Consider the following 21,251-nt stretch of genomic DNA (forward strand, 5'->3'; position numbering starts at 1 on the left):
GTGCTACTGGCGCTCAAGGACCAGCTGGCGCAACGGGTGCTACTGGCGCTCAAGGTGCTACTGGCGCAACAGGACCAGCGGGTACTCCAATTCCTGTAACTATCGCTGCAATTGGAAACTCAAATCCACAAACTATATCCCCTGGAACAAACCTCCAATTCAATCAAGTTTTTGAGCTAACTAACATCTCTTTCAACGATACTTCAGATACTTTAACAATTTTAGAAACAGGCGTATATGATATTAGTTTCTCAGCGTCTACAACTTTCCCAGGATCTTCACCATTTGGATTCGGTATTTCATTCAATGGTCAACCACCTACTCGTAACTTCTCAACTAACGTTATCGGTAGTGCTGTTTCGTTCTCTACAATTGTTACTTTACAAGCTGGTACAACGGTTTCTATACAGCCTACAGCAAACACTATTTCTATTCCTAACACAGGCGATACAACTGCAACACTATCTATATTCCGCATTTACTAATTTTCACTCAATAAGTATATTTATAATAGTATGTATCGATTAACCGTGCATTAAATCTCTCTTTATATAGAAAGGAGCACTTATTTGGGAGGATAAGTGCTCCTTCTTTACGTTTCTTTACCTCAAATTTACTCTATCTTAATCCTCATTTTGTATGATAAATAGTGAAGTCTACGATATGAAAGAGGGATGAAAATGAGAGTTATGTCACTAATACGTATTTGGTTTGCTCTTATGGTATGCATTATTTTATGTGTAGGATTTTTTTTAACTCTACAATATTCCACTATATCAAAAGCAGAGAGAAAAACTGTTCCATACAAACTTTTGTATACAAAACAAAGCAACATCCCTTATTCCAATGCAACAAATAATGAAAAGAAAGTTATAACAGGAATGCTTATTACGAACGCTTCTAGTTCCGAAACATTACTTCAAATTGCTGAAACGATTAAAGATCAGTATACAAATAAAAAAATCGATGAAATTACACTTTCTATCCACAATGAAAATAATGGTAATTACGAAGAAGAATTACCTTACGAACCTATTAGTAAAGGAAAAATAATCGTCACATACGATTCTCAATCCTTTGGCAGTACGAACATTATACTTAACGAGTCTTAACTAATAAGAAGAAGGGATAATTTCATACGAAAAAGAGGCGAATTTCGTTATTCGCCTCTTTCTTTTACCAAAATGAAGGAATCCATTCTTTCACTTTATCAATCCACTCTTGTTGCTCTTTTTTTCTTTGTTGTTCCTCTTCTTTCCTTCTCTTCTCTTCTTCTTTTCTTCGTTTTTCCTCTTCTATTGTATTCAATTGTTTTTTATAATCAGCTTCAGATATGAGCGATAACTGGAATGCTTTTTGAGCTGGATTGGCATTCGCTTTTTTCATAATATCCCGGAACATTGTTGTCGTAATTTGACTGCCCCCTGGAACATAATGATCGCTATCTGTTTTATCATACCCTACCCAAATCGCACCTACTAAATCTGGTGTGTATCCAACAAACCATGAATCCTTTGCACCAGTGCTCGGTCCATTTACAATTTGAGTAGTTCCTGTCTTACCTGCCGTATCAACATTATAAACTTTCGCCTTTTCGCCCGTTCCCTTTTCAACCACACCTTTTAATAAATATGTCATCTTTTGAGCAATTTTCTCGCTCGTCACCCGTGTCTCTTTCTTATACCACTTTCCAATTGTTTCACCTTCAGCATTTTGTATCTCCCTAATCGCATGAGCTTCCACTTGAACACCGTCATTTGCAAATGTACTATACGCTTGAGCCATTACAAATGGAGAGGTTCCCACATGCATCCCGCCTAAAGCAATCGGATACGTACGATCTTCTGGCACTAATGGAATACCAAATCGCTCTAAAGATTTCAATCCTTTATCTAATCCAATTTGCTCCAATAGCCAAACAGCTGAAACATTGTACGACTTTGCCACGGCTTCATACATTGTCACATCACCGTGAAAAGTATGATCACTATTTTGTGGTTTATATTCTTTAATATTAAATGGTTCATCTTTTAATATATCGTATACTTCATAACCGTCCTCTAACGCTGGTACATATACAGCCAGAGGCTTTAACGTTGAGCCAGGTTGTCTTTTTAATTGGGTTGCATGGTTAAACTGTAAAAACTGATACGGACCTCTACCTCCAACTAAAGCTGGTACACCACCTGTTTTTGGATTCATAAGAACTACACCAGTTTGCATAAGCTGGTCTGATCCATTATCTTTGAAATAACTCTCATTATTCACAACGTCTTCCACAGCCTGTTGTTTTTTCGGATCAAGCTCTGTATAAATACGATAACCACCCGCTAAAATTTCATTTTGTGTTAATTCGTACTTGTCCATCGCTTCCCTAACAATATAGTCTACATATTGAGAGTATTTCCCCTTGTATTTATCATCCACACCACGTTTTAACACGAGGCCGCTCTCTTTTTCTTTATTATACTGTTCGTCAGAAATATATCCTTGTTCTTTCATTAAACTTAATACAACATTACGTCGTTCGATTGACTTATTAAAGTTTTTATAAGGCGAATACGCAGACGGTGCTTTAATCAAGCCTGCAATCGTTGCAGCTTCTGAAACTGTTAAATCTTTTACATCTTTATCAAAATAAGATTTAGCTGCCCTTTTTATACCCCAAGCACCTTCACCAAAATAAATTTGATTCATATACATTTCAATAATTTCATCTTTCGTATACGTACGCTCTATTTTTTTTGTTAAAAAATATTCCTTTATTTTTCGAGAGTATGTGCGATCTTGTGTCAGAAATACATTTTTTGCTAGTTGCTGTGTAATTGTACTTCCCCCTGCTACAACTTCTCCTGCTGTAATATTTTTAAAAACTGCACTAATAATTCCACTATAGTAAATACCGTGATGGTTAAAAAATTCCTTATCTTCTACTGCAACAATTGCCTGTACCATAATATCAGGAATATCTTTCCTTTTAACACCTTCTGTTTTAGAGGAAGCTAATTTAGTCGCAACTTCATTATTTGCATCATAAATTAAGGTTGGTTGCGGAACAGCTTGTTTTAATTCAGATATGTCTTGAATAGAAATTATTATATTTATAGCAATAAATAGAGTAGCAAGTAAACTTCCTAATACAATTAATGAATTACGAAGTTTCTTCCTCTTGTTGAACCACTCCTGCATGTTTTTTAAGTGAGTGTTCTTCAATTTCATTCGTTCACTTCCTTCGTTTGTTTACACTCTTCTTTTCAAAAGGAAGAATATACCTCCTTTTAAATTTATTATAATAACGTAGTCTTTCCTGTAGTGTAAAGCTTTTCTTTCACATTCATACTTTTTGCAAGAAAAGGACATTCTACAAGTAAGATATTCAATAGTGATTATTAATATTATTAATACAACAATGAGAGTTATGTTAAGTTTTTGTAAACTTTTCGATAAAATGTTTTAAAAAACGACAGTTTTTTGTTAGAATTGACTAGCCAATATATTTTACATATATTACTTTTGTGGGGGTAACTAATAATGGTCTTTAAATCAAAAAAAGATAAATTTTCTGAAATGTTAATGAATGTTTCCGAAAATTTAAAAGAAGGCGCGCAGTTTTTCGTGGAGTATAAAATTAAAAATGCTAGCGATTTAAAAGAGTTTTCTATGCGCATGAAAGAGTATGAGTCAAAAGGTGACTCATTTATTCACGAAATCATTATGGAGCTAAACAAAGCGTTTATTACTCCTATTGAACGTGAGGACATCCTACAACTTGCAATGAGTATGGATGATGTATTAGACGGATTAGATCATAGTGCTGGTCTATTCGAAATGTATTCTATTACAGAAGCTGATGAATACATGATTAAATTCGTTGAAGCAATTAATCAATGTGCGATTGAGATTGCAAATTCTGTTGAACTACTATCTAAAAAGAAGTTAGTCGACATTCGTACGAACGCGATTAAGATTAAGGATTATGAATCACAATGTGATGATATTCGCCGTCATGCGATTAAGCACTTATTCTCTCGTGAGAAAGATCCGATTAAGATTATTCAATACAAAGAGATTTACGAAGAGCTTGAAGAAGTAGCGGATAGCTGCCAAAGCGTTGCAAACGTATTAGAAACAATTATTATGAAGAACGCGTAAGGAGTTTGATCATGGATACACTCTTGATACTGACCGTTTTAGTAGTCATTTGCGCTTTAGCTTTTGACTTTATTAATGGATTTCACGATACAGCAAACGCTATTGCAACGGCTGTTTCAACGAAAGCTCTAAAGCCTAGACATGCAATTATTATGGCAGCTATTATGAACTTTTTAGGTGCGATGACATTTACAGGTGTAGCAAAAACGATTACAAAAGATATCGTTGATCCATTTGCTTTACCAAATGGTTCTCTTGTAATTTTAGCTGCTTTACTTGCGGCAATAGCTTGGAATTTAATTACTTGGTACTACGGTATTCCAAGTAGTTCTTCGCATGCAATTATTGGCTCAATCGCAGGTGCAGCTATCGCTGCTGCCGGTATTAGCTCATTAAATCTTAAAGGGTTCATAAAAATTCTTGAAGCCTTAATCATTTCACCGATTATCGCTTTTGTTATTGGTTATATCGTATACAGTATTTTTAAAGTGGTCTTCAAAAACTTTAACTTAACGAAAACGAATAAAAACTTCCGTATATTCCAGATCTTCACTGCCGCATTACAAGCTTATACACATGGTACGAACGATGCGCAAAAAGCAATGGGAATCATTACGATGGCTCTTATGGCCAATAACTATCATACTTCTAGCGACATCCCGTTCTGGGTACAATTATCTTGTGCAATCGCAATGGGTCTTGGTACTTCTGTCGGTGGATGGAAAATTATTAAAACTGTCGGTGGACAAATTATGAAAATTCGTCCTGTAAATGGTGTAGCTGCCGATTTATCATCATCACTTGTTATTTTCGGTGCAACATTCATTCATTTACCAGTTAGTACGACGCACGTTATCTCTTCTTCTATTTTAGGGGTTGGTGCTTCTCATCGTGTAAAAGGTGTAAAATGGGGAACAGCAAAACGCATGTTAATTACTTGGGTTATCACGCTTCCTATTTCAGCTTCTTTAGCTGCTTTATTTTACTCTTTATTACACTTAATCTTTTAATTAAAAGTCGTCTTCCTTATTTTTCTAGGAAGACGACTTTTTTGTGAACAAACCTTTTTCTCATTAAAAAGCGTGTATAATAATTGGTGGATAAGTTATATAGAGGAGTTGGAAATTTTGGAATACATCATGTTACTTTTCATCGGACTAATCGCCGGGACAGTCGGGAGTCTAGTCGGGCTTGGTGGCGGAATTATTATCGTTCCGTTATTAATTGGATTACACAGTCTGTCACCACAACTTGCAGTAGGAACTTCAATGGTAACAGTCGTTTTTACAGGGCTATCCTCCACCCTTACTTATATGAAGCATAAACGAGTAGATTACAAAAGTGGACTTATTTTATTTATCGGGAGTGGCCCTGGTGGCATTATCGGCTCATGGGCGAACAAATTTTTAAACCAAGATACATTTTCTTTATATTTTGGAATTTTCCTTATTTTTGTCTCCATCCTTCTTATGTTACGAGACAAATTAAAACCTCTTTCTTTATCAAATATGGCTGTAATTAAGCGTTCTTTTACAGATAACGAAGGAAACACTGTACACTATCAATTCCCACCGCTTCTCGCTATCTTTATCGCTTTTATAGTTGGTTTTATATCTGGATTATTTGGAATTGGTGGCGGTGCCTTACTTGTTCCAGCAATGATGCTACTTTTTGCATTCCCAGCACATATTGCTGTAGCAACTTCGATGTTTATCGTATTTCTATCAGCAATTGTAAGTTCTGCAACCCATATCTCCCTTGGAAATGTTAGCTGGATTTACGCATTAATTCTTATTCCGGGCGCATGGATCGGCGGAAAAATCGGGGCTTATATTAATACAAAATTAAGTGGTAAAGCCGTAATTAATTTATTACGTATCACATTAATTATTCTCGGAACTAGATTAATCATTACTTCTTTTTTATAACGCGTTCTTTTTAGAATGCGTTTTTTCTTATACACATGAATATAAAAATCCTCCTAAGAGAACGAATAAAATTAAACAAACACTTAATAACATATAATTGGAAATATGTACTTTCTTCAAGTTGACCACTCCTATAACTGCGACTGTTATCTTTATGATAGCGAAAAAATAATTCAGTTGCAGTTACAAAGTGCTAACAATGCAAAATCATTTATTACAAATTTTATCCTTATATTTCATTTCTTTGTATATTCTATCGTTTTAATAAAAAAAGATGTCATATTGACATCTTTTTAGTGAAGAAGTGACCATCCCATAAAATCCTCATGTACTTGGCACGCCCTCTTATCGTTTCGATCATATAATTCAGCATAACTATCTGTTTCTTCATCGTAAGCCATCGTATAAATAATTTGGCCGTCTACTTCAACGGATAATACGACTCCACCTTTCATCTCTTCTACATGAATGATAGCATTCGCCGGAATTCTCATATCCGTCATTTTTATCGCATCTAACAATATACTAAACCCCCTACAGCGTATTCATTGCTAGTACTATTACACACTAAATAGTATACTACTGTAATAGCATATATTTCGTCAATGAAATTGCTGTTTAAAAGCATATTGTCTTTATACATATACGCTAAAATAAAAGAAATAGAAATGTTTAAATGGGGGGCTAACATTGATTCTACACAAAGGAGATGTACTATTCCGTCAAGGCGAGGACGGTCCTTTATATTTTATAAAAACAGGTTTATTAAAAGTAGTACGGATAGAAGAAGATGGAACACCATTTTTATTCAACATTATCGTTCCAGGTGAAACGATACCTCACCATTCTTTAATTTCACCGAAGGAATATCACGGTACAGCAATCGCTTTAATGAAAACAGAAGTTGAACCTATAATTAGTAATGAATGGTACGATCAACTTCAGGCCAATCCTGCATCATATGCAAATATTGCTATGCAACTACAATCAAAATTAAGAATGATGCAACAACGTATCGATCAATTGACAACCGTCTCTCCGAAAGAACGTCTTCATCGTTTACAAGAATGGTTCACACTATATTTAGGTGAGATTCCTATATATGAAATATTAACACAAACTGAAATTGGTCAACTGATCGGTATACGCCGTGAAACGGTAAATCGGCTGTTACGAGAACAAATAAAAAACGAGGTAAAATAATACCTCGTTTTTTGCTTATTTCAAACCTCATCTATTGTAAGCTTGCTGCTGGACCGAAAAACTCATAATGAATATGCTCTTGTTTCACACCTAAATCAGTTAGTGCAGCATTTATATGTTTCATAAATGGTACCGGACCACAGAAATAAAACTCTGCTTCAGTTGTTGGAATAATCGTTTGTAACCATTCAGCTTCAATGAAACCTTCTTTATCAAAGTTCTTCATTTCCAAATCTTTTTCAGTTGGCATAGAATAGCAAGTATACGCTTTAACTTGTTCGTATTCATTATCTACTGCCTCAACGTGTTCTTTCATTGCATGTGTATTACTATTTATCGCTGCATGAACAAAACATACATTACGTTTTGAATCTTGTTCAATTAACGTATTTAGCATACTCATCATTGGTGTAATACCTACTCCACCACTAATTAAGACAACTGGTAATGTTGAATCCATATTTAATACGAAATCTCCTGCTGGTGCACTTACTGGTAATATATCCCCTTCTTCTACATGATCATGTAAGTAGTTAGATACTTTACCATCCGGTGTATCTACACCTTTTTCTTTCTTTACACTAATACGATAATATTCTTTTCCCGGAGCATCTGATAAACTATATTGACGATTATGTGTATATGTTTCACCTTCTATATTTATTTGAATCGTTACATATTGTCCTGGGATGAATGAAGAAACTTTCCCACCATCTTCAGGTTTTAAATAAAATGATGTAATAACGTCGCTTTCCTTCACTTTTTTAACAACCACAAAGTTACGGAAATCTTTCCATCCACCTTCTTTATGTGCCGCTTCTTCATACATCTCTGCTTCAATGCTAATGAATGCATCAGCAATGACACCATATGCTTCTCCCCATGCATTTAAAACTTCATCAGGTGCACCTGCGACCTCTTTAATTGCACGTAGTAAACATGTACCTACAATCGGGTAATGCTCCGCTTTAATACCTAAACTTCTATGCTTATGACCAATTTGTTTTACAACTGGAATAATAGCTTCTAAATTATCAATATACGTTGCAGCTGCATAAACAGCATTCGCTAGCGCTTGTTGTTGTCTTCCTTTTTTCTGATTTGTATGGTTGAAAATATTCAATAATTCCGGATGTTCCGAAAATAAAATTTGATAAAATCTCGTTGTAATCTCAACGCCTTTTTCTTGTAATAATGGTACTGTTGACTTTACGATTTCAATTGTTTTTGCACTTAACATTGTATCCCACTCCTCTATTTCCTTAACTGTTTTTAGTTTAACTGAATTGTATAGTACATATTGTGATTTTAATCACTATTAACACTGTGTTTTTGTGAATAATATATGAACATTGCACTTACAAAAGAAAATAAGCCAACTAGAATTCTAGCTAGCTTATTATTTGGACTCTATAGCTTGTTCAATTACCCTTATATCTTTCCCATCTCCAAACTCTGTATACCCCCAGATGTTCGTTTCACCTCTATATTTATTTACGATAATATCTAAGTCATGATATACACGGTGTGCATAAACTACATACTCAATATTTTGAAGTTCCACACCTTTTTTTACAATTTCATAGCTTCTATTTACATCACGTTTTATTTTTTCATTCTTTATTTCTGTATGTATATTTTTTAAAGACGATTCTTGTTGTTGAAACCATTGTTTAAATTGGTTCCAGTCCCCTTCTGTATAATTCTCTGCTTTACCATAATTTAAGAAATTATTATAACTTTCATGTGTCATACGAATAAAATCAAGCACTTTTGTCTCTTCTTGTACATCTTCTACTTGAGCTATTGTATTTACCTCAGCAGGCTTATTCGCATAATGTAACAACACTTTCATGAGACTATAACTCGCAATGATCATTATGATAATAATCCCAAATACACGTAACAATTTCTTCATATACAGAACTCCTTCTCTACTAAAGATATTACAATGTATGACTATACTTGTAACATTCTCTCGTAGAAATATAATTCCTGTATAAATCTTCCCCATCATTTCGACAATATTTTTCTATACATTTCTCGTTGGCAAATGTTCTTGTAAAACAATATACCCTTCATAAGCTGTGTAACCGAGTATAGCCATTAATCCGATATAACAAGCAAATACCGTCCATTTCGTTTTCGTATTCACTTTGTAATAGTTTTCCTGTTGTCTCTTTTCTGCTTCCCATTCCTGTAATTTTCTTTCTGACATTTCAAATGCTTCTCTTATATGAATTGTATGGGTTTCTTTTTCATCTTCATATGGGACGTAATCAAGTGGCTCAAACTTTGGTAAAAGATACTCTAACACTTCAATCTTTTGCAGTTCTCCTGTTTTTAATTCTTTCTCTCTCTCTTTTTGCCTTAATATATTTATTTCATGTTGCATCATATATATATTTCGATGCACCGCACCTGTTTCTTTTAACTCCTCTTCAAGCCTTGCAACATAGTCTTTCATTCCATCAATTCTATATCCTAACTCCTTAATTGGCTCATCTCGCTTTATTACTCTATATAATTCCATACAGCCGATAATAACAATAAATCCTCCCAAAATACTTTTAAAGTAAATGGAATAACCAAGCAATACAATAAGGCCCGCTCCCCAAATCTTTGTACTTACAACTGAAATAATTCTCCCACCATCTAATGGAGAAACTGGAATCAAGTTAAAGAAGTTAATCATACTTCCAAGTAAAATAATTAATGCCCAAAATGGCTCTTTTGTTATTATATAAAGTGGGATTGCAGGTAAAAATGATAACAATCCGAAAAGAGGTCCCATATAAGCGATATAAGCTTCATCTTTTGCATTTTTCGGCATCTCTTTCATCCCAATAAGAGCACCCATAAATGGAATAAATATCGCTGGCGATGTTGGTATACCTTTTCTTTTCGCAGCCCATAAATGGCCCATTTCATGAATAAACAACAAATAAATGAGCGCTACCCCAAATTTCCAACCATATATAACTGCGTATGCACCAAGTGATAGAAACATACTAAATACCGTTGAAAACTTTGCTAGTTTAAAAATTGCAAATACCCACTTTAACTTAGAAAGTAAAAATAGCCCTATTGCAACAATAATTCCCCATAATCCTTTTTTATTATTTTTCATATTCCTCTCCTTTGTCTCTCATGAATGAATCATATTCATTCATCAAAACTATTCTTTTCTCTATTATGACATATTTTTTTCTATTGTTAGAAATAATGTTTATTTAATCCATTTTTAGCCAAAAATATAAATAAAAGGAGGTGTTTTCAAATGAATTTACAATCTCTCATAATAGGCGCTCTATCGTTTTTAGCTTCAACTCTTATTTTTTATACCGTTAGTTACGTATTATTATTAGATTTGTTGCCCAATCACGTATTTATTGCCCTTATCATCCTTTCCGCTCTTATGATTTCTTTTCTTATTACACGAAAATCAATGAATGAGCCATCTGCAAAAGCAAAGTAATAGAGAGGGGATTTCCCCCTCTCTATTATCATTTCCTAGGAAAGGTCATATAGACTTTACGAATTCACATACCTCCCGGACTAATTAAAGTTTCACTTTATCTTTGTAAATCCATTTTTTCACCATACTCTTTAACAATTTGAATGATATTTTGAAAAACACCTATTTTCTCTTTTTTACTATTTAATATTTTTAAATCATAATTTTCATAATATGTTTCTAATGACTTTAATTGTGATTCTGAAGCACCTTTTACCGGAACAGTAGCATGTAATTCATACTGTTTATATCCTTCTTTTACCTTTTCTCCTGAAATTTCTTCACTCTCTTTTGCTCCAATTAATTTTTGAACTTTTTCCGGATAAATGACTTTCAAATAATATTCTTGTTCCTTCTCTAACTTGTTGTATAGTGATTGTGAAATCGTATACCGTACCGTATAATTCACGTTTTGATCTCCTGCTTTAATATGAAACGCGGTAATCTGCAAATCTTTTTTTGTTACTTCCGTTAAAGGACCTACCTGCTTCTCATCTTCTTTTTGTTCTGAAACATTTGGAAATATAGCCAAAAGCTTTTCCGTATCTTTTTTATTCAGCATATACATAGCTTTCTTATGTTGTACCCAACCTCTTCTATCTTCTCCTCTTAGCCATGCATAATACGTGTCTTTCTTCCCATCTCTACTAATTTGTATTTCATATTCAGGTTCACCAAAGCTTCCTGTTATTTCTTGTTTCTCCGCTTTATCCATAATATCTATTACTAACCGCGCTTCTGATTCCTGTAACTTTTTCTCTTTATGTTTTTTTTGTATAACGGTTACCCCTATTGTTTCTGTCACTTCATTCACCGTCTCTTCTACTTTTTTTGTTTCTTTTTTTTGCTCTGTTTGACTACAAGATGCTAGTAACATAGCAAATACTAACAATACATATTTCCTTTTCAATTTAATCCTCCCTTTACAATAAGAAATCCTTATAATCTTCATACAAAAAACAAAAACGTGACACACTATAAAATACGCTATACTAAGCATTGAAAGGAGGTCTTTTTCATGTCCATTAATTTTCATGATGCAAATAATAAATACACATACGCACAGCGAAACGCCCATATTTCTTGGGGAGAAATGATAAAAAGTATTACAAATATACAAAACAAGCAAATAATTGATATCGGCTGTGGTGGCGGAATTTATACGAAAGAACTTGCTCTTATGGGAGCAAAAGGTGTTGTTGGGCTTGATTTTTCAAAAGAAATATTACAAGCTGCAAAAGAAAATTGTAGCGGCTTTTCAAACATTTCATTCATTCACGGCGATGCACATAGCGTCCCATATCCTAATGATACATTCGACATTGTTATTTCGCGCGCAGTTATTCATCATTTACACGACATTCCTACATTCCTACGTGAAACTTCTCGTATATTAAAGAAAAACGGTGTACTTATTGTACAAGACCGAACCATTGAAGATTGTACAATTCCAGGAAGCCCCGAACATATTCGTGGCTATTTTTTCTCTATCTTTCCAAAACTCATTGAAATTGAATCAAAAAGACGTCCAAAAACCACCACGATACAAAAAGAATTACAAAAATATTTTCTTCACGTATTCCCCACTCAAACACAATGGGAAGTACGAAAAATACATGATTCTGTAGAAGCATTATTGCAAGATTTATCACCTCGAACAGGTCGATCCATTCTATACGAATTAACAGATCATGAACTTTCTCAACTTCTACAACAAGTACAGACTGCCTTGCAAAACGTCTCTCCTATTATCGAAAGAGATCGGTGGACAATTTGGAGCACTATGAAATTGTAAGGAAGGAAGCCTCACAAAATAATGTGAGGCTTCCTTCTTTCATAATCTAATTTTGCAACACTCTTGATATCCTCCACTTCTGGCCTGTGCACTTCCACACTTCGGACATACTAAATATCTAGACTGATTTGTCAACAAACTACCTTTTTGAAAGAGTAAAACTTCTGCTTGTTTAAACGAACGCGAATAATATAACCACATAAAACCAATTATAGCAATAATACCAAATAATACTCCCATCGCAAGCATTTCAGTCACCTCTTTTGGTTTGTTCTTTCCAGCAAGTGGATTGTTGTATTATTCTCTGTAAATTCAAATAATACCTTCTTTACTCCTATAAATATCAACTTTCTCCATAAATTTTACAATTCTCTATAAATTTTTACTCCTATTTTACAATCCAATTTACATCCCCCTCCGCTTCAAAACAAAGAATATTCCCTCAGGTAATTCCGCATATAAATATATCTTTTCAAAAAAATATTGACTTTCAAAAAAAAACATGCAACAATACTGTCAGAATACTTGAATAAAAATTCATTGAAGAGAACGAGTACGTTATAGGACTGTCCCCCAGAGAGTTGGCGATTTGCTGAAAGCCAACGTTCAGTGCGTAGCCGAAAATCATCTCCGAGAAGTAGAACCGAATGTTGCAGTAAGTTCTTACCGGCTGTCCCCCGTTACAAGGAACACGTATCATGTTGTACGTTGTAAAGCCGTATACATATAGACTCATTTCTACATGTATAAATTAGGGTGGTATCGCGGGTAAATATAACTCGTCCCTTTCTTTAGGGACGAGTTTTTTGTGTTCTTACAAATGAATTTAAAAAAGGAGGAAAAACAATGAACACTGTATCAAAAAAACATATTTTTTCCACGGGTCTTATGCTATTTTCTTTATTTTTTGGGGCAGGTAATTTAATTTTCCCTCCCATGCTTGGACAAAATGCAGGTGAAAACTTTTGGCCAGCAATGATTGGATTTTTGCTAACAGGAGTCGGTTTACCACTATTAACCGTTATTGCAATTTCTTTATCAGGAAATGGTATGCAACAACTCGCAAGTCATGTTCACCCATTATTCGGAATTTTCTTTACTGTAGTTGTATACATCGCAATTGGTCCTTCTATGGGAATTCCACGCGTTGCAAATGTCGCTTTCGAAATGGGTGTGAGTTCTTTCTTACCAGAAACAATCCGTTCTAGCAGCTTAGTACTATTTGTATATACAATCATATTCTTTGCTATCGTATTTTGGCTGAGCTTGAATCCATCTAAACTTGTAGATCGCATTGGAAATATATTAACACCTATTTTATTACTCTCTATTTTCTTATTATTTGTTAAAAGTGTATTTACACCACTCGGGCAATCCGGACAAGCAATACAAGAGTATCAAACTTCTCCAATCTTCAAAGGCTTTATGGAAGGATACTTAACGATGGATACCATTTCTGCGCTTGCATTTGGAATTATTGTTGTAAATACCATTCGCTCTAAAGGTGTGAAGGATCGTAAATCGATTGCCATCGCGACAGCGAAAGCAGGACTTATTGCCGCTACTGGTCTCGTACTTGTATATGGTGCACTTGGCTGGCTCGGTGCAACTAGCGTCTCTCTCGGATATGCAAAAAATGGCGGACAATTACTTACTGTTATCGTACAACAATTATTCGGTCCATACGGTTTGCTTCTATTATCTCTAATCGTTACACTCGCTTGCTTAACAACATGTGTCGGACTTGTATCTGCATGTAGTCAATATTTCTCAACATTATTGACTACATTTTCATACAAAACGTTCGCTAGCATCATTTGTGCATTAGGATTATTAGTTGCCAACTTAGGTTTAACAAAAATTATTGCTATCTCTGTTCCAATTCTACTTGTCGTATATCCAATTGCGATTGTACTCGTGCTACTATCGTTACTTCATAAATATTTCGGTGGATATCGCTCTGTTTATGTAGGTGCTTTAATTGGAGCAGCAGTGGTAAGCGTATTTGATGGATTAAAACAAGGTGGTATTTCAATTTCATTTATCACACCATATTTTGAATTTATCCCTTTATATAATGAAGGAATCGGCTGGTTAATACCAGCATTAGCCGGAGCCCTTATCGGCCTTACAATCGCTAAGCTAAGCGGCGCAAAAAAAGTTCCTTTACTAACCGAATCTCATGAAGTAAAAGCATCCTAAAAAAACTCCCTTTCGGGAGTTTTTTTACATTTGAAAAGCAGTATGATTAAAGCTACTTATTTTATAAGCTTTCGTATAATAGTCGATATTTGTATCCACTATTTCTACTTTGACAACATCATAGCATTCTTCTTGCTTTACTAAAAATAAATAATACTCTTCTGTCGCCTCAACAATTGCAATTTTATCTGTTTCCACATTATATTGTTCACAAAGTGCTTGTAATGCGTTCACATAATCCCCTAATTTTTTAGACTTATCCATGCCAAATATAGTTTGAACTAACATATACATTCTCCCCTTTGTATGTACTGTTAATAACTTAATGATAACGCTTACATTTATTAACGTCAATAAGAAGATTTGGCGCAAACTAATAATCAGTGGGATACCCCCTCCCACTGATTAAAGTTTCACTTTATCATTTCGTCAATTGATGTCTAAACGCATAAATAACCGCCTGTGTCCGGTCACTTACATTTAGCTTATTTAATATATTACTCACATGTGTCTTTACTGTTTTTAGCGCAATAAACAATTCATCTGCAATTTCTTGATTACTTTTCCCCTCTGCAATTAATAACAAAATTTCAGACTCTCTTTCTGTTAACTCCTCATGCAAAGGTTGTTCTTTCTTCTGACGCATACGAGACATCATTTTCCCCGTAACTTTTGGCTCTAATACCGTTTCTCCATCATAAGTAGCTCGTACAGCATCTGCTTTATCACTCGCTCTTGATGTTTTTAATAAATAACTTGTCGCTCCGGCCTCAATTACAGGGTACAATTTCTCGTCATCTAAAAAACTCGTTACAACTACAATTTTCGCTTCTGGCCATTCCTGAATAATAGCTCGTGTTGCTTCAACCCCATCCATCTCGTCCATGACAAGGTCCATCAAAATAATATCCGGTCTTAATTGCAAAGCTAACTCTGAACCTTTTCTTCCATTTTCAGCTTCTCCAACTACTTCAATATCTGGCTGTGTTGATAAATATGCTGATACACCCATTCGAACCATTTCATGATCATCCACTAGTAATACTTTTATCATGATTCTTCCCCTCTCTCAATCATAATCGGTACTTTCACTTCTATTTGCGTACCTTTAGCCGGAAAACTAAGCACTTTTAATGTCCCACCAATTTCATGAACACGCTCTTGCATGGATCTTAAACCATATGAACCAGCTTTATTAACTCCAACTTCAAATCCAACGCCATCATCAATAATTTTCAATATTGCATATTGATCAATTTTTCGAAGACGCACTTCCGTTTTCTTTGCCTTCGCATGCCTTAAAGTATTAGACAACGCCTCTTGTACAATGCGGAATAAATGATCTTCTACACCTTTTTTCAATTCTATTGGCTCAATTAACCATTCAATTTTCATATGTTGTTTTCTTGACAGTTCTGTTAATAACTCTTCTATACCCTCTGTTAGTTTCTTACCTTCTAACTGCACTGGGCGTAAATGAAGAAGCAATGCTCTCATTTCTGATTGTGCATTTACAACCATATTTTCAACAAGCTGCAACTGCTTTTTCGTTGTTTCTGGAATTTCAGCTACTTGTTCATTAATAGCCGACATCATCATCGACATTGCAAAAAGCTGCTGACTTACAGAATCATGCAGCTCCCTCGCCAATCGATGCCTTTCTTGAGAAATCGCTTCTTGTCTCATCTCTTCATTCCAATGAGCTCGTTCATTCGTTACTTTTTGAAAGAGTCCAGCTTGCTCCTCTAATCGACGAGCAAGACCGATTACTTTTCGTTCCACTTCATGAAATTCATCATCTGCAGTAAACGAAACATCGCTCGGAAAATTCCCTCGCTCTACTTCAAATAAAAACGTATTTAATCCTTGTATACGCTGCTCTATATAGTAACCGATTGCATATCCTACAATTCCCCCGATAAGTAAACTTGTAGTCATAATAAACAAGCCAATTGGAACAGAAGCGATGGATTCCTTCCATAATAAATCATACACTTGTTGCTCGCTTTTCCATACATATACAATTGTACAAATGAGTGCAATACTAACAGAAGATAACATAGAATAACGAATATACATCCATGAAATATTTTTTTGTTTCTTCATTATACTTTCCTCACTTCCGTATCGCCTACGACAAGCGAAGAAATAATTTTAATACGACGAGGAGCCTCTTTATACTGCTCTGTTCTAAATGTAACATTGCGGTTAAACCCTGTCTCTTCATGTCCTGGCAAGAGCACCCGTCCGACAATAACAGAATGATTTAAAGACAGTTCAATATCATATGGCACATATAAACGAATATTACCAACGACACCTCGAATAACAATTACCGTTTCTCCTTCTGGAATCATAGCAGTTGTTAAATCTATTTCTACATCACAAGCACCATATTGAACATTAATATCCTCAAGTTCATAAATATGATCCATCATTCGTACATTACCTACAAACATATTTTTCAAATATGGTTCTGTACGATATATTTGCTTCTCTTCGTCTATAATCCCTTTTTCTTTAATTTCAACCTTCATTGCCTTTTGTTTATGTCCTTGTTGAATCAATTGATAACCAATTAAAGCTAAACAAGCAAATACGACAAGAACAAATGCTGCTGATGAAAATAAGAAGAATAAAAATACGATACCACCAACAAATAAAAATACATTTCCCCGTACATAACGATTCTTTTTACGATAATGCCTTCCAAACATAAGCATAATAAATGCAAAAATGAGACCACCTGGTTCAAAATGTCCAAGTATCATATCAAGAAAAAGACCGAATCCAAATATGATGAGGAGCATCCCCATTAATTGTGTTTTTGAAAAATGCTTCTTCATTTCAGCTCCCCCCTTCTTGTCACATATACATAGAAGAAAAGGCATTGCTTTCCAACACCTTTTCTCCTATCACTATATCATAAGCCTGTTTTATAATATACTACTATTATTTTGTTAACTCTTTCGTTAACGATACATCATTCTTTTCTTTCATTTCACGCTCAAGCTTTGCAATTTTCATATCAAATGTGTCACGTTCATGCTCTTCATTCATACGAGTTTCTAAGTCACGAATATGATCCTCAATTTCTTCAAAGCGTAAGAATGGATTATTTTCATCCATTTTATGCATCGCAGTATTCATACGACGATTTGCATGTGCCATATTTTCACGTGCCATTAATTCCATACGTTTCGCGTGCATTTCTTTTAATTTATTTTTCATCTCAGAAAGACGACGCTCTAACTCATCAATTTGCTCTACAACACCTGCATACATTTCTTCTAATCGAGTTACTTGCCCTTCATAATAAGCTACTTCTTCTAATGCACGCTCATGTAGTTGTAATTCGCCTGCTTCTTGAGCGATAAGCGCTTGCTTTGACCTTTTATTCACGAAATAACGAGCTTGCTCAAGCTCACGAGCAAAGTTAGATTTTAATGTTTTATGACGCTGAATTAACTTCTCAATTTTTGTTATTTCACGCTCACTATCGCGTAAATATTGGTTTAACATAGCAATTGGATTTTTTCTTTCTTTCTCATCTAACACATTATGAAAATCTGCTAAAATTGCATCGCGTACACGTCCGAATAAAGATTGTTTCATTATAATCTTCCTCTCTTCTACTTTATAAATTTGATTTGATTGTTATTAATTTTTTATTAGTTTTTTATTAGTTTTTCATTAACTTGTTCCACTCATCTTCAAAGTTGCTATATGGTTTAGAACTTTCTGGAGCAGAATCAACAACTACATCTTTTTCTTTTTTCCACTCACGGTATCCGTAGTATAGAACTACTAATGCGGCAATACCGATTAATGCTGGGGAATGAGAAAGGGCGATGGACAAGCCGATTAAACCAACAATACCCCAAGCTAACTTTCCAAAAAATGATTGTGCTCGCACAAATGATTTATAGCTCCAGTACACAACTCCTGCTCCAATTGCGAATCCTATAATACCAGCAAGACTGCCAAGAGCAATTAAAGCTAAAATACCAGCCGCGATAAACGCTAGAAATTGTTTCATCTTGTGCTTGCCTCCCTTCGATTTGATACTCTTATCTTAACTATTTTTTCGTTTTTCCATAACGAGCTTAAGAACCGTTTTCGACTCAGACTTAAGACCGAGTTGCATTCAGCCTTTTGTAAAAATATGCTGTAGAATAGGATGATTCAATCTTTTATCGCACATAAAAAAGCCGCACAGAGAACATTCTCTGTGCGGCTTTCGTTACGATTCATCAACTTCATTTTAATTATGCTGTTTTATGATACTCTTTCTTTCCCGCTACTTTAGAAAATCTTGGGAAACCAATTAATATAGAAATGATTCCACATAATCCAACTAAAATCGGATAAAACGCATATGGTAACAATTCAATCGGAGATAACGCCGCAAATCCTGCTGCTGTTAACATTTGCGCACCGTACGGTATTAATCCTTGCACACAGCATGAGAAAAGATCTAATACACTCGCTGATTTACGAGGATCAATTTCATATTGATCTGCAATGTTTTTTGCAAGCGGACCTGTAAAGATAATAGAAATCGTATTATTTGCTGTACACATATTCGTCATACCTACTAAACCAGCGATACCGAACTCTGCTCCTTTTTTTGAACGAATGTTACGCGTTAAAAGATTCATTAAATATTGAATACCACCATTATATTGAATCAATTCAACCATACCGCCAATTAAAATAGCGAGTAATACTAACTCCATCATACCGCCCATTCCAGTCGTTACACTTTTAAAGAAGCTCTCTAACGTGTAACTTCCATCTAAAAGACCGATAACGCCAGATAATACAGTTCCACCAGTTAATACAATAAGTACATTCCAGCCAAGTAGAGCTGTAATAAGTACTCCTGCATACGGCAAAATCTTTATCCAGTCAAAGCTATGCGCTTTAACTTGCGTATCGCTTCCTAAAGTAATGATTACTAATATTACGATTGTAATAATAGCCGCTGGTAATACAATTAAAAAGTTCGTTTTAAACTTATCTTTCATTTCTGTTCCTTGTGAACGTACAGCTGCGATTGTTGTATCTGAAATAAATGATAAATTATCACCAAACATCGCTCCGCCAACAACTGTCGCCATCGTAAGTGCAATTGAGATATCCGTTTGCCCACTAATACCTACCGCAATCGGTGCTAATGCAGCAATTGTTCCCATTGACGTTCCCATTGCTAATGAAATAAATGCCCCTATAACAAAAATTCCAGCTATGATAAATCCTTGCGGTAAAATGGATAACGCTAAGTTAACTGTAGAATCAACGCCGCCCATCCCTTTTGCTGTTTCAGAAAAAGCTCCTGCTAATACAAAAATTAGAACCATAATCATAATATCTGGGTTCCCTGCACCTTTAGCAAATCGTTCTACTTTTACATGAAAGCTTTCTTTACGATTCATTGCTAAAGCGACCCCTACAGCAATTGAAATTGCTACAAGTATCGGCAATTTATAGAAATCACCTGTAATAATTCCAGAACCAATAAATAGCGCCAAAAATATCCCAAGTGGTAATAAAGCCAAACCATTTCCTCTCGTTTCTTTCAAAGTACCATCTCTCCCTAGTTTCAACCTTTTTCTAATGAATAACAAAAGACCTCTTCCAATGAGAAGAGGTCTTATACATCTATAAGAAACGCTCTTCTCATCTTTCAAGCACATGCTTGCTGGATTTGGCACAGCACTCTGAAATCGAGTCCGCTGCCGAGGCATCGTAGGGCCAGTCCCTCCGCCTCTCTTTATAAGAAGGTTTCATATTTATTTTTTAATAATAATTTCTTCCCTAACTTTACTCGCTTACAAAACAAAAGTCAATTATTTTTTGTATAGATTTTTTTGGTAATTATGCAAAAATTCGAATGCAACAATCATTTTAACTTTTTGATTTCTTCTTCCAATATTGAAATCCAATAAAATTCACTATTTTTTATTGCAGCTATAATCCATTTCGTAGTATACCAAGCTAACTCATACTCTTCTTTTGTAACATCACCACTTTTATAAGCATCCTCTAACTCATCTTCATCCAATATATACATTTTACCGTTCGATAATAATACTACATCTAAATATAAATCATCAAAATACGGCAAACCACGGTCGTCTATTCCATATTCTTTTGCCACATCGATATAATATTGCACTAATTTTTTCTGATCATTTAACATAGCGGTAATCGCAAAGTTTTTCCCGTTTATGAAATATTGAATCCACGTATATTGATTCCCTGCAATACAAAGTTCTTTACCATCATATTCTTTATAACTAGGTTCTCTCAGCTTTTTTATTTCCAGAATTCCTAGCATTCCCTCTTCTATTTGCTTAACCGTATAATCTTTCTCTATTAGTCGCTTCCACGAAGAACCGTCACCATATTTACGTTTCATTACGTCCGCTTCCCTTCTATATAGAAAAGC

General features: G+C 34.8%; 24 protein-coding genes, 1 riboswitch and 1 other annotated feature. Of the genes, 9 read left to right on the forward strand and 15 right to left on the reverse strand.

Going from position 1 to position 21,251, the window contains the following annotated elements; translation table 11 throughout:
• Both KI369_RS04640 and KI369_RS04645 read left to right on the forward strand, forming a co-directional pair.
• A partial coding sequence (locus tag KI369_RS04640) for a collagen-like protein (protein ID WP_212955193.1) occupies positions 1-485 on the forward strand: 485 nt, incomplete at its 5' end.
• A 195-nt stretch (positions 486-680) separates the two neighbouring features.
• Positions 681-1,112 (forward strand): hypothetical protein, encoded by a 432-nt coding sequence (locus tag KI369_RS04645; protein WP_212955194.1) that lies wholly within the window; start codon positions 681-683, stop codon positions 1,110-1,112.
• A gap of 64 nt (positions 1,113-1,176) precedes the next feature.
• On the opposite strand, the gene KI369_RS04650 is transcribed toward KI369_RS04645, so the two are convergent.
• Positions 1,177-3,219 carry a transglycosylase domain-containing protein gene (locus KI369_RS04650; RefSeq protein ID WP_212955195.1) on the reverse strand — a complete coding sequence of 681 codons (2,043 nt, stop codon included), beginning with the start codon at positions 3,217-3,219 and terminating at the stop codon, positions 1,177-1,179.
• A 312-nt stretch (positions 3,220-3,531) separates the two neighbouring features.
• Between KI369_RS04650 and KI369_RS04655 the strand changes: the two genes are divergently transcribed.
• The 3 genes from KI369_RS04655 to KI369_RS04665 all read left to right on the forward strand — a co-directional run bounded on the left by KI369_RS04655 (position 3,532) and on the right by KI369_RS04665 (position 6,080).
• A complete protein-coding gene (locus tag KI369_RS04655) occupies positions 3,532-4,152 on the forward strand; it encodes a DUF47 domain-containing protein (protein ID WP_000231446.1) in 621 nt (206 codons plus the stop codon).
• Positions 4,153-4,163: 11 nt separating this feature from the next.
• A complete protein-coding gene (locus tag KI369_RS04660; RefSeq protein WP_144613875.1) occupies positions 4,164-5,162 on the forward strand; it encodes an inorganic phosphate transporter in 999 nt (332 codons plus the stop codon).
• Positions 5,163-5,279: 117 nt separating this feature from the next.
• A complete protein-coding gene (locus KI369_RS04665; RefSeq protein ID WP_212955196.1) occupies positions 5,280-6,080 on the forward strand; it encodes a sulfite exporter TauE/SafE family protein in 801 nt (266 codons plus the stop codon).
• A gap of 293 nt (positions 6,081-6,373) precedes the next feature.
• On the opposite strand, the gene KI369_RS04670 is transcribed toward KI369_RS04665, so the two are convergent.
• Positions 6,374-6,601, reverse strand: coding sequence for a hypothetical protein (locus KI369_RS04670; RefSeq protein WP_000882907.1), 228 nt, complete (start codon positions 6,599-6,601; stop codon positions 6,374-6,376).
• A 169-nt stretch (positions 6,602-6,770) separates the two neighbouring features.
• On the opposite strand from KI369_RS04670, the gene KI369_RS04675 reads away from it, so the two are divergent.
• Positions 6,771-7,283: a Crp/Fnr family transcriptional regulator gene (locus tag KI369_RS04675; protein ID WP_212955197.1), complete on the forward strand. Its 513-nt coding sequence runs from the start codon at positions 6,771-6,773 to the stop codon at positions 7,281-7,283.
• A gap of 31 nt (positions 7,284-7,314) precedes the next feature.
• Here KI369_RS04675 and hmpA read toward each other — a convergent pair whose 3' ends face one another.
• The 3 genes from hmpA to KI369_RS04690 all read right to left on the reverse strand — a co-directional run bounded on the left by hmpA (position 7,315) and on the right by KI369_RS04690 (position 10,413).
• Positions 7,315-8,523 carry an NO-inducible flavohemoprotein gene (gene hmpA / locus KI369_RS04680; protein WP_212955198.1) on the reverse strand — a complete coding sequence of 403 codons (1,209 nt, stop codon included), beginning with the start codon at positions 8,521-8,523 and terminating at the stop codon, positions 7,315-7,317.
• 159 nt (positions 8,524-8,682) lie between these two features.
• Complete coding sequence (locus KI369_RS04685) at positions 8,683-9,201, reverse strand: hypothetical protein (RefSeq protein WP_212955199.1); 519 nt, start codon at positions 9,199-9,201, stop codon at positions 8,683-8,685.
• Between the two features lie 114 nt (positions 9,202-9,315).
• Positions 9,316-10,413, reverse strand: a complete 1,098-nt coding sequence (locus tag KI369_RS04690) for a site-2 protease family protein (RefSeq protein ID WP_212955200.1) — start codon at positions 10,411-10,413, stop codon at positions 9,316-9,318.
• A 150-nt stretch (positions 10,414-10,563) separates the two neighbouring features.
• On the opposite strand from KI369_RS04690, the gene KI369_RS04695 reads away from it, so the two are divergent.
• A complete protein-coding gene (locus KI369_RS04695) occupies positions 10,564-10,761 on the forward strand; it encodes a hypothetical protein (protein ID WP_001053353.1) in 198 nt (65 codons plus the stop codon).
• Positions 10,762-10,858: 97 nt separating this feature from the next.
• Here KI369_RS04695 and KI369_RS04700 read toward each other — a convergent pair whose 3' ends face one another.
• Complete coding sequence (locus tag KI369_RS04700; protein ID WP_212955201.1) at positions 10,859-11,710, reverse strand: YhfM domain-containing protein; 852 nt, start codon at positions 11,708-11,710, stop codon at positions 10,859-10,861.
• A gap of 108 nt (positions 11,711-11,818) precedes the next feature.
• On the opposite strand from KI369_RS04700, the gene KI369_RS04705 reads away from it, so the two are divergent.
• Positions 11,819-12,595 carry a class I SAM-dependent methyltransferase gene (locus tag KI369_RS04705; protein WP_212955202.1) on the forward strand — a complete coding sequence of 259 codons (777 nt, stop codon included), beginning with the start codon at positions 11,819-11,821 and terminating at the stop codon, positions 12,593-12,595.
• 39 nt (positions 12,596-12,634) lie between these two features.
• Here KI369_RS04705 and KI369_RS04710 read toward each other — a convergent pair whose 3' ends face one another.
• A complete protein-coding gene (locus KI369_RS04710) occupies positions 12,635-12,844 on the reverse strand; it encodes a hypothetical protein (protein WP_000880630.1) in 210 nt (69 codons plus the stop codon).
• A 282-nt stretch (positions 12,845-13,126) separates the two neighbouring features.
• Positions 13,127-13,385 (forward strand) — a binding site (T-box leader).
• A 56-nt stretch (positions 13,386-13,441) separates the two neighbouring features.
• On the opposite strand from KI369_RS04710, the gene brnQ3 reads away from it, so the two are divergent.
• Positions 13,442-14,797: a branched-chain amino acid transport system II carrier protein BrnQ3 gene (gene brnQ3, locus KI369_RS04715; RefSeq protein WP_212955203.1), complete on the forward strand. Its 1,356-nt coding sequence runs from the start codon at positions 13,442-13,444 to the stop codon at positions 14,795-14,797.
• A 24-nt stretch (positions 14,798-14,821) separates the two neighbouring features.
• On the opposite strand, the gene KI369_RS04720 is transcribed toward brnQ3, so the two are convergent.
• The 8 genes from KI369_RS04720 to KI369_RS04755 form a co-directional block, all read right to left on the reverse strand.
• Entirely contained in the window at positions 14,822-15,160 is a 339-nt protein-coding gene (locus tag KI369_RS04720) for a DUF3922 domain-containing protein (RefSeq protein ID WP_212955220.1), read from the reverse strand.
• 58 nt (positions 15,161-15,218) lie between these two features.
• Complete coding sequence (locus KI369_RS04725; protein WP_212955204.1) at positions 15,219-15,851, reverse strand: LuxR C-terminal-related transcriptional regulator; 633 nt, start codon at positions 15,849-15,851, stop codon at positions 15,219-15,221.
• Positions 15,848-16,903 carry a sensor histidine kinase gene (locus KI369_RS04730; protein WP_212955205.1) on the reverse strand — a complete coding sequence of 352 codons (1,056 nt, stop codon included), beginning with the start codon at positions 16,901-16,903 and terminating at the stop codon, positions 15,848-15,850. Before KI369_RS04730 ends, KI369_RS04725 begins: the two co-directional genes overlap by 4 nt.
• Positions 16,903-17,643 carry a cell wall-active antibiotics response protein LiaF gene (gene liaF / locus KI369_RS04735; RefSeq protein WP_000716089.1) on the reverse strand — a complete coding sequence of 247 codons (741 nt, stop codon included), beginning with the start codon at positions 17,641-17,643 and terminating at the stop codon, positions 16,903-16,905. The genes KI369_RS04730 and liaF overlap by 1 nt, the downstream gene beginning before the upstream one ends.
• Before the next feature lie 106 nt (positions 17,644-17,749).
• Complete coding sequence (locus KI369_RS04740; RefSeq protein WP_212955206.1) at positions 17,750-18,412, reverse strand: PspA/IM30 family protein; 663 nt, start codon at positions 18,410-18,412, stop codon at positions 17,750-17,752.
• Positions 18,413-18,479: 67 nt separating this feature from the next.
• A complete protein-coding gene (locus tag KI369_RS04745) occupies positions 18,480-18,836 on the reverse strand; it encodes a lmo0954 family membrane protein (protein ID WP_000808632.1) in 357 nt (118 codons plus the stop codon).
• 229 nt (positions 18,837-19,065) lie between these two features.
• Positions 19,066-20,382: a Na+/H+ antiporter NhaC family protein gene (locus KI369_RS04750; protein WP_212955207.1), complete on the reverse strand. Its 1,317-nt coding sequence runs from the start codon at positions 20,380-20,382 to the stop codon at positions 19,066-19,068.
• A 94-nt stretch (positions 20,383-20,476) separates the two neighbouring features.
• A riboswitch (SAM riboswitch) is annotated at positions 20,477-20,582 on the reverse strand.
• A 120-nt stretch (positions 20,583-20,702) separates the two neighbouring features.
• On the reverse strand, positions 20,703-21,221 hold the full coding sequence (locus KI369_RS04755; protein WP_212955208.1) for a ribonuclease FAU-1 family protein: 519 nt from the start codon (positions 21,219-21,221) through the stop codon (positions 20,703-20,705).
• Positions 21,222-21,251: the final 30 nt, after the last annotated feature.

The sequence above is a fragment of the Bacillus sanguinis genome (genome assembly GCF_018332475.1).
Lineage (GTDB): Bacteria > Bacillota > Bacilli > Bacillales > Bacillaceae_G > Bacillus_A > Bacillus_A sanguinis.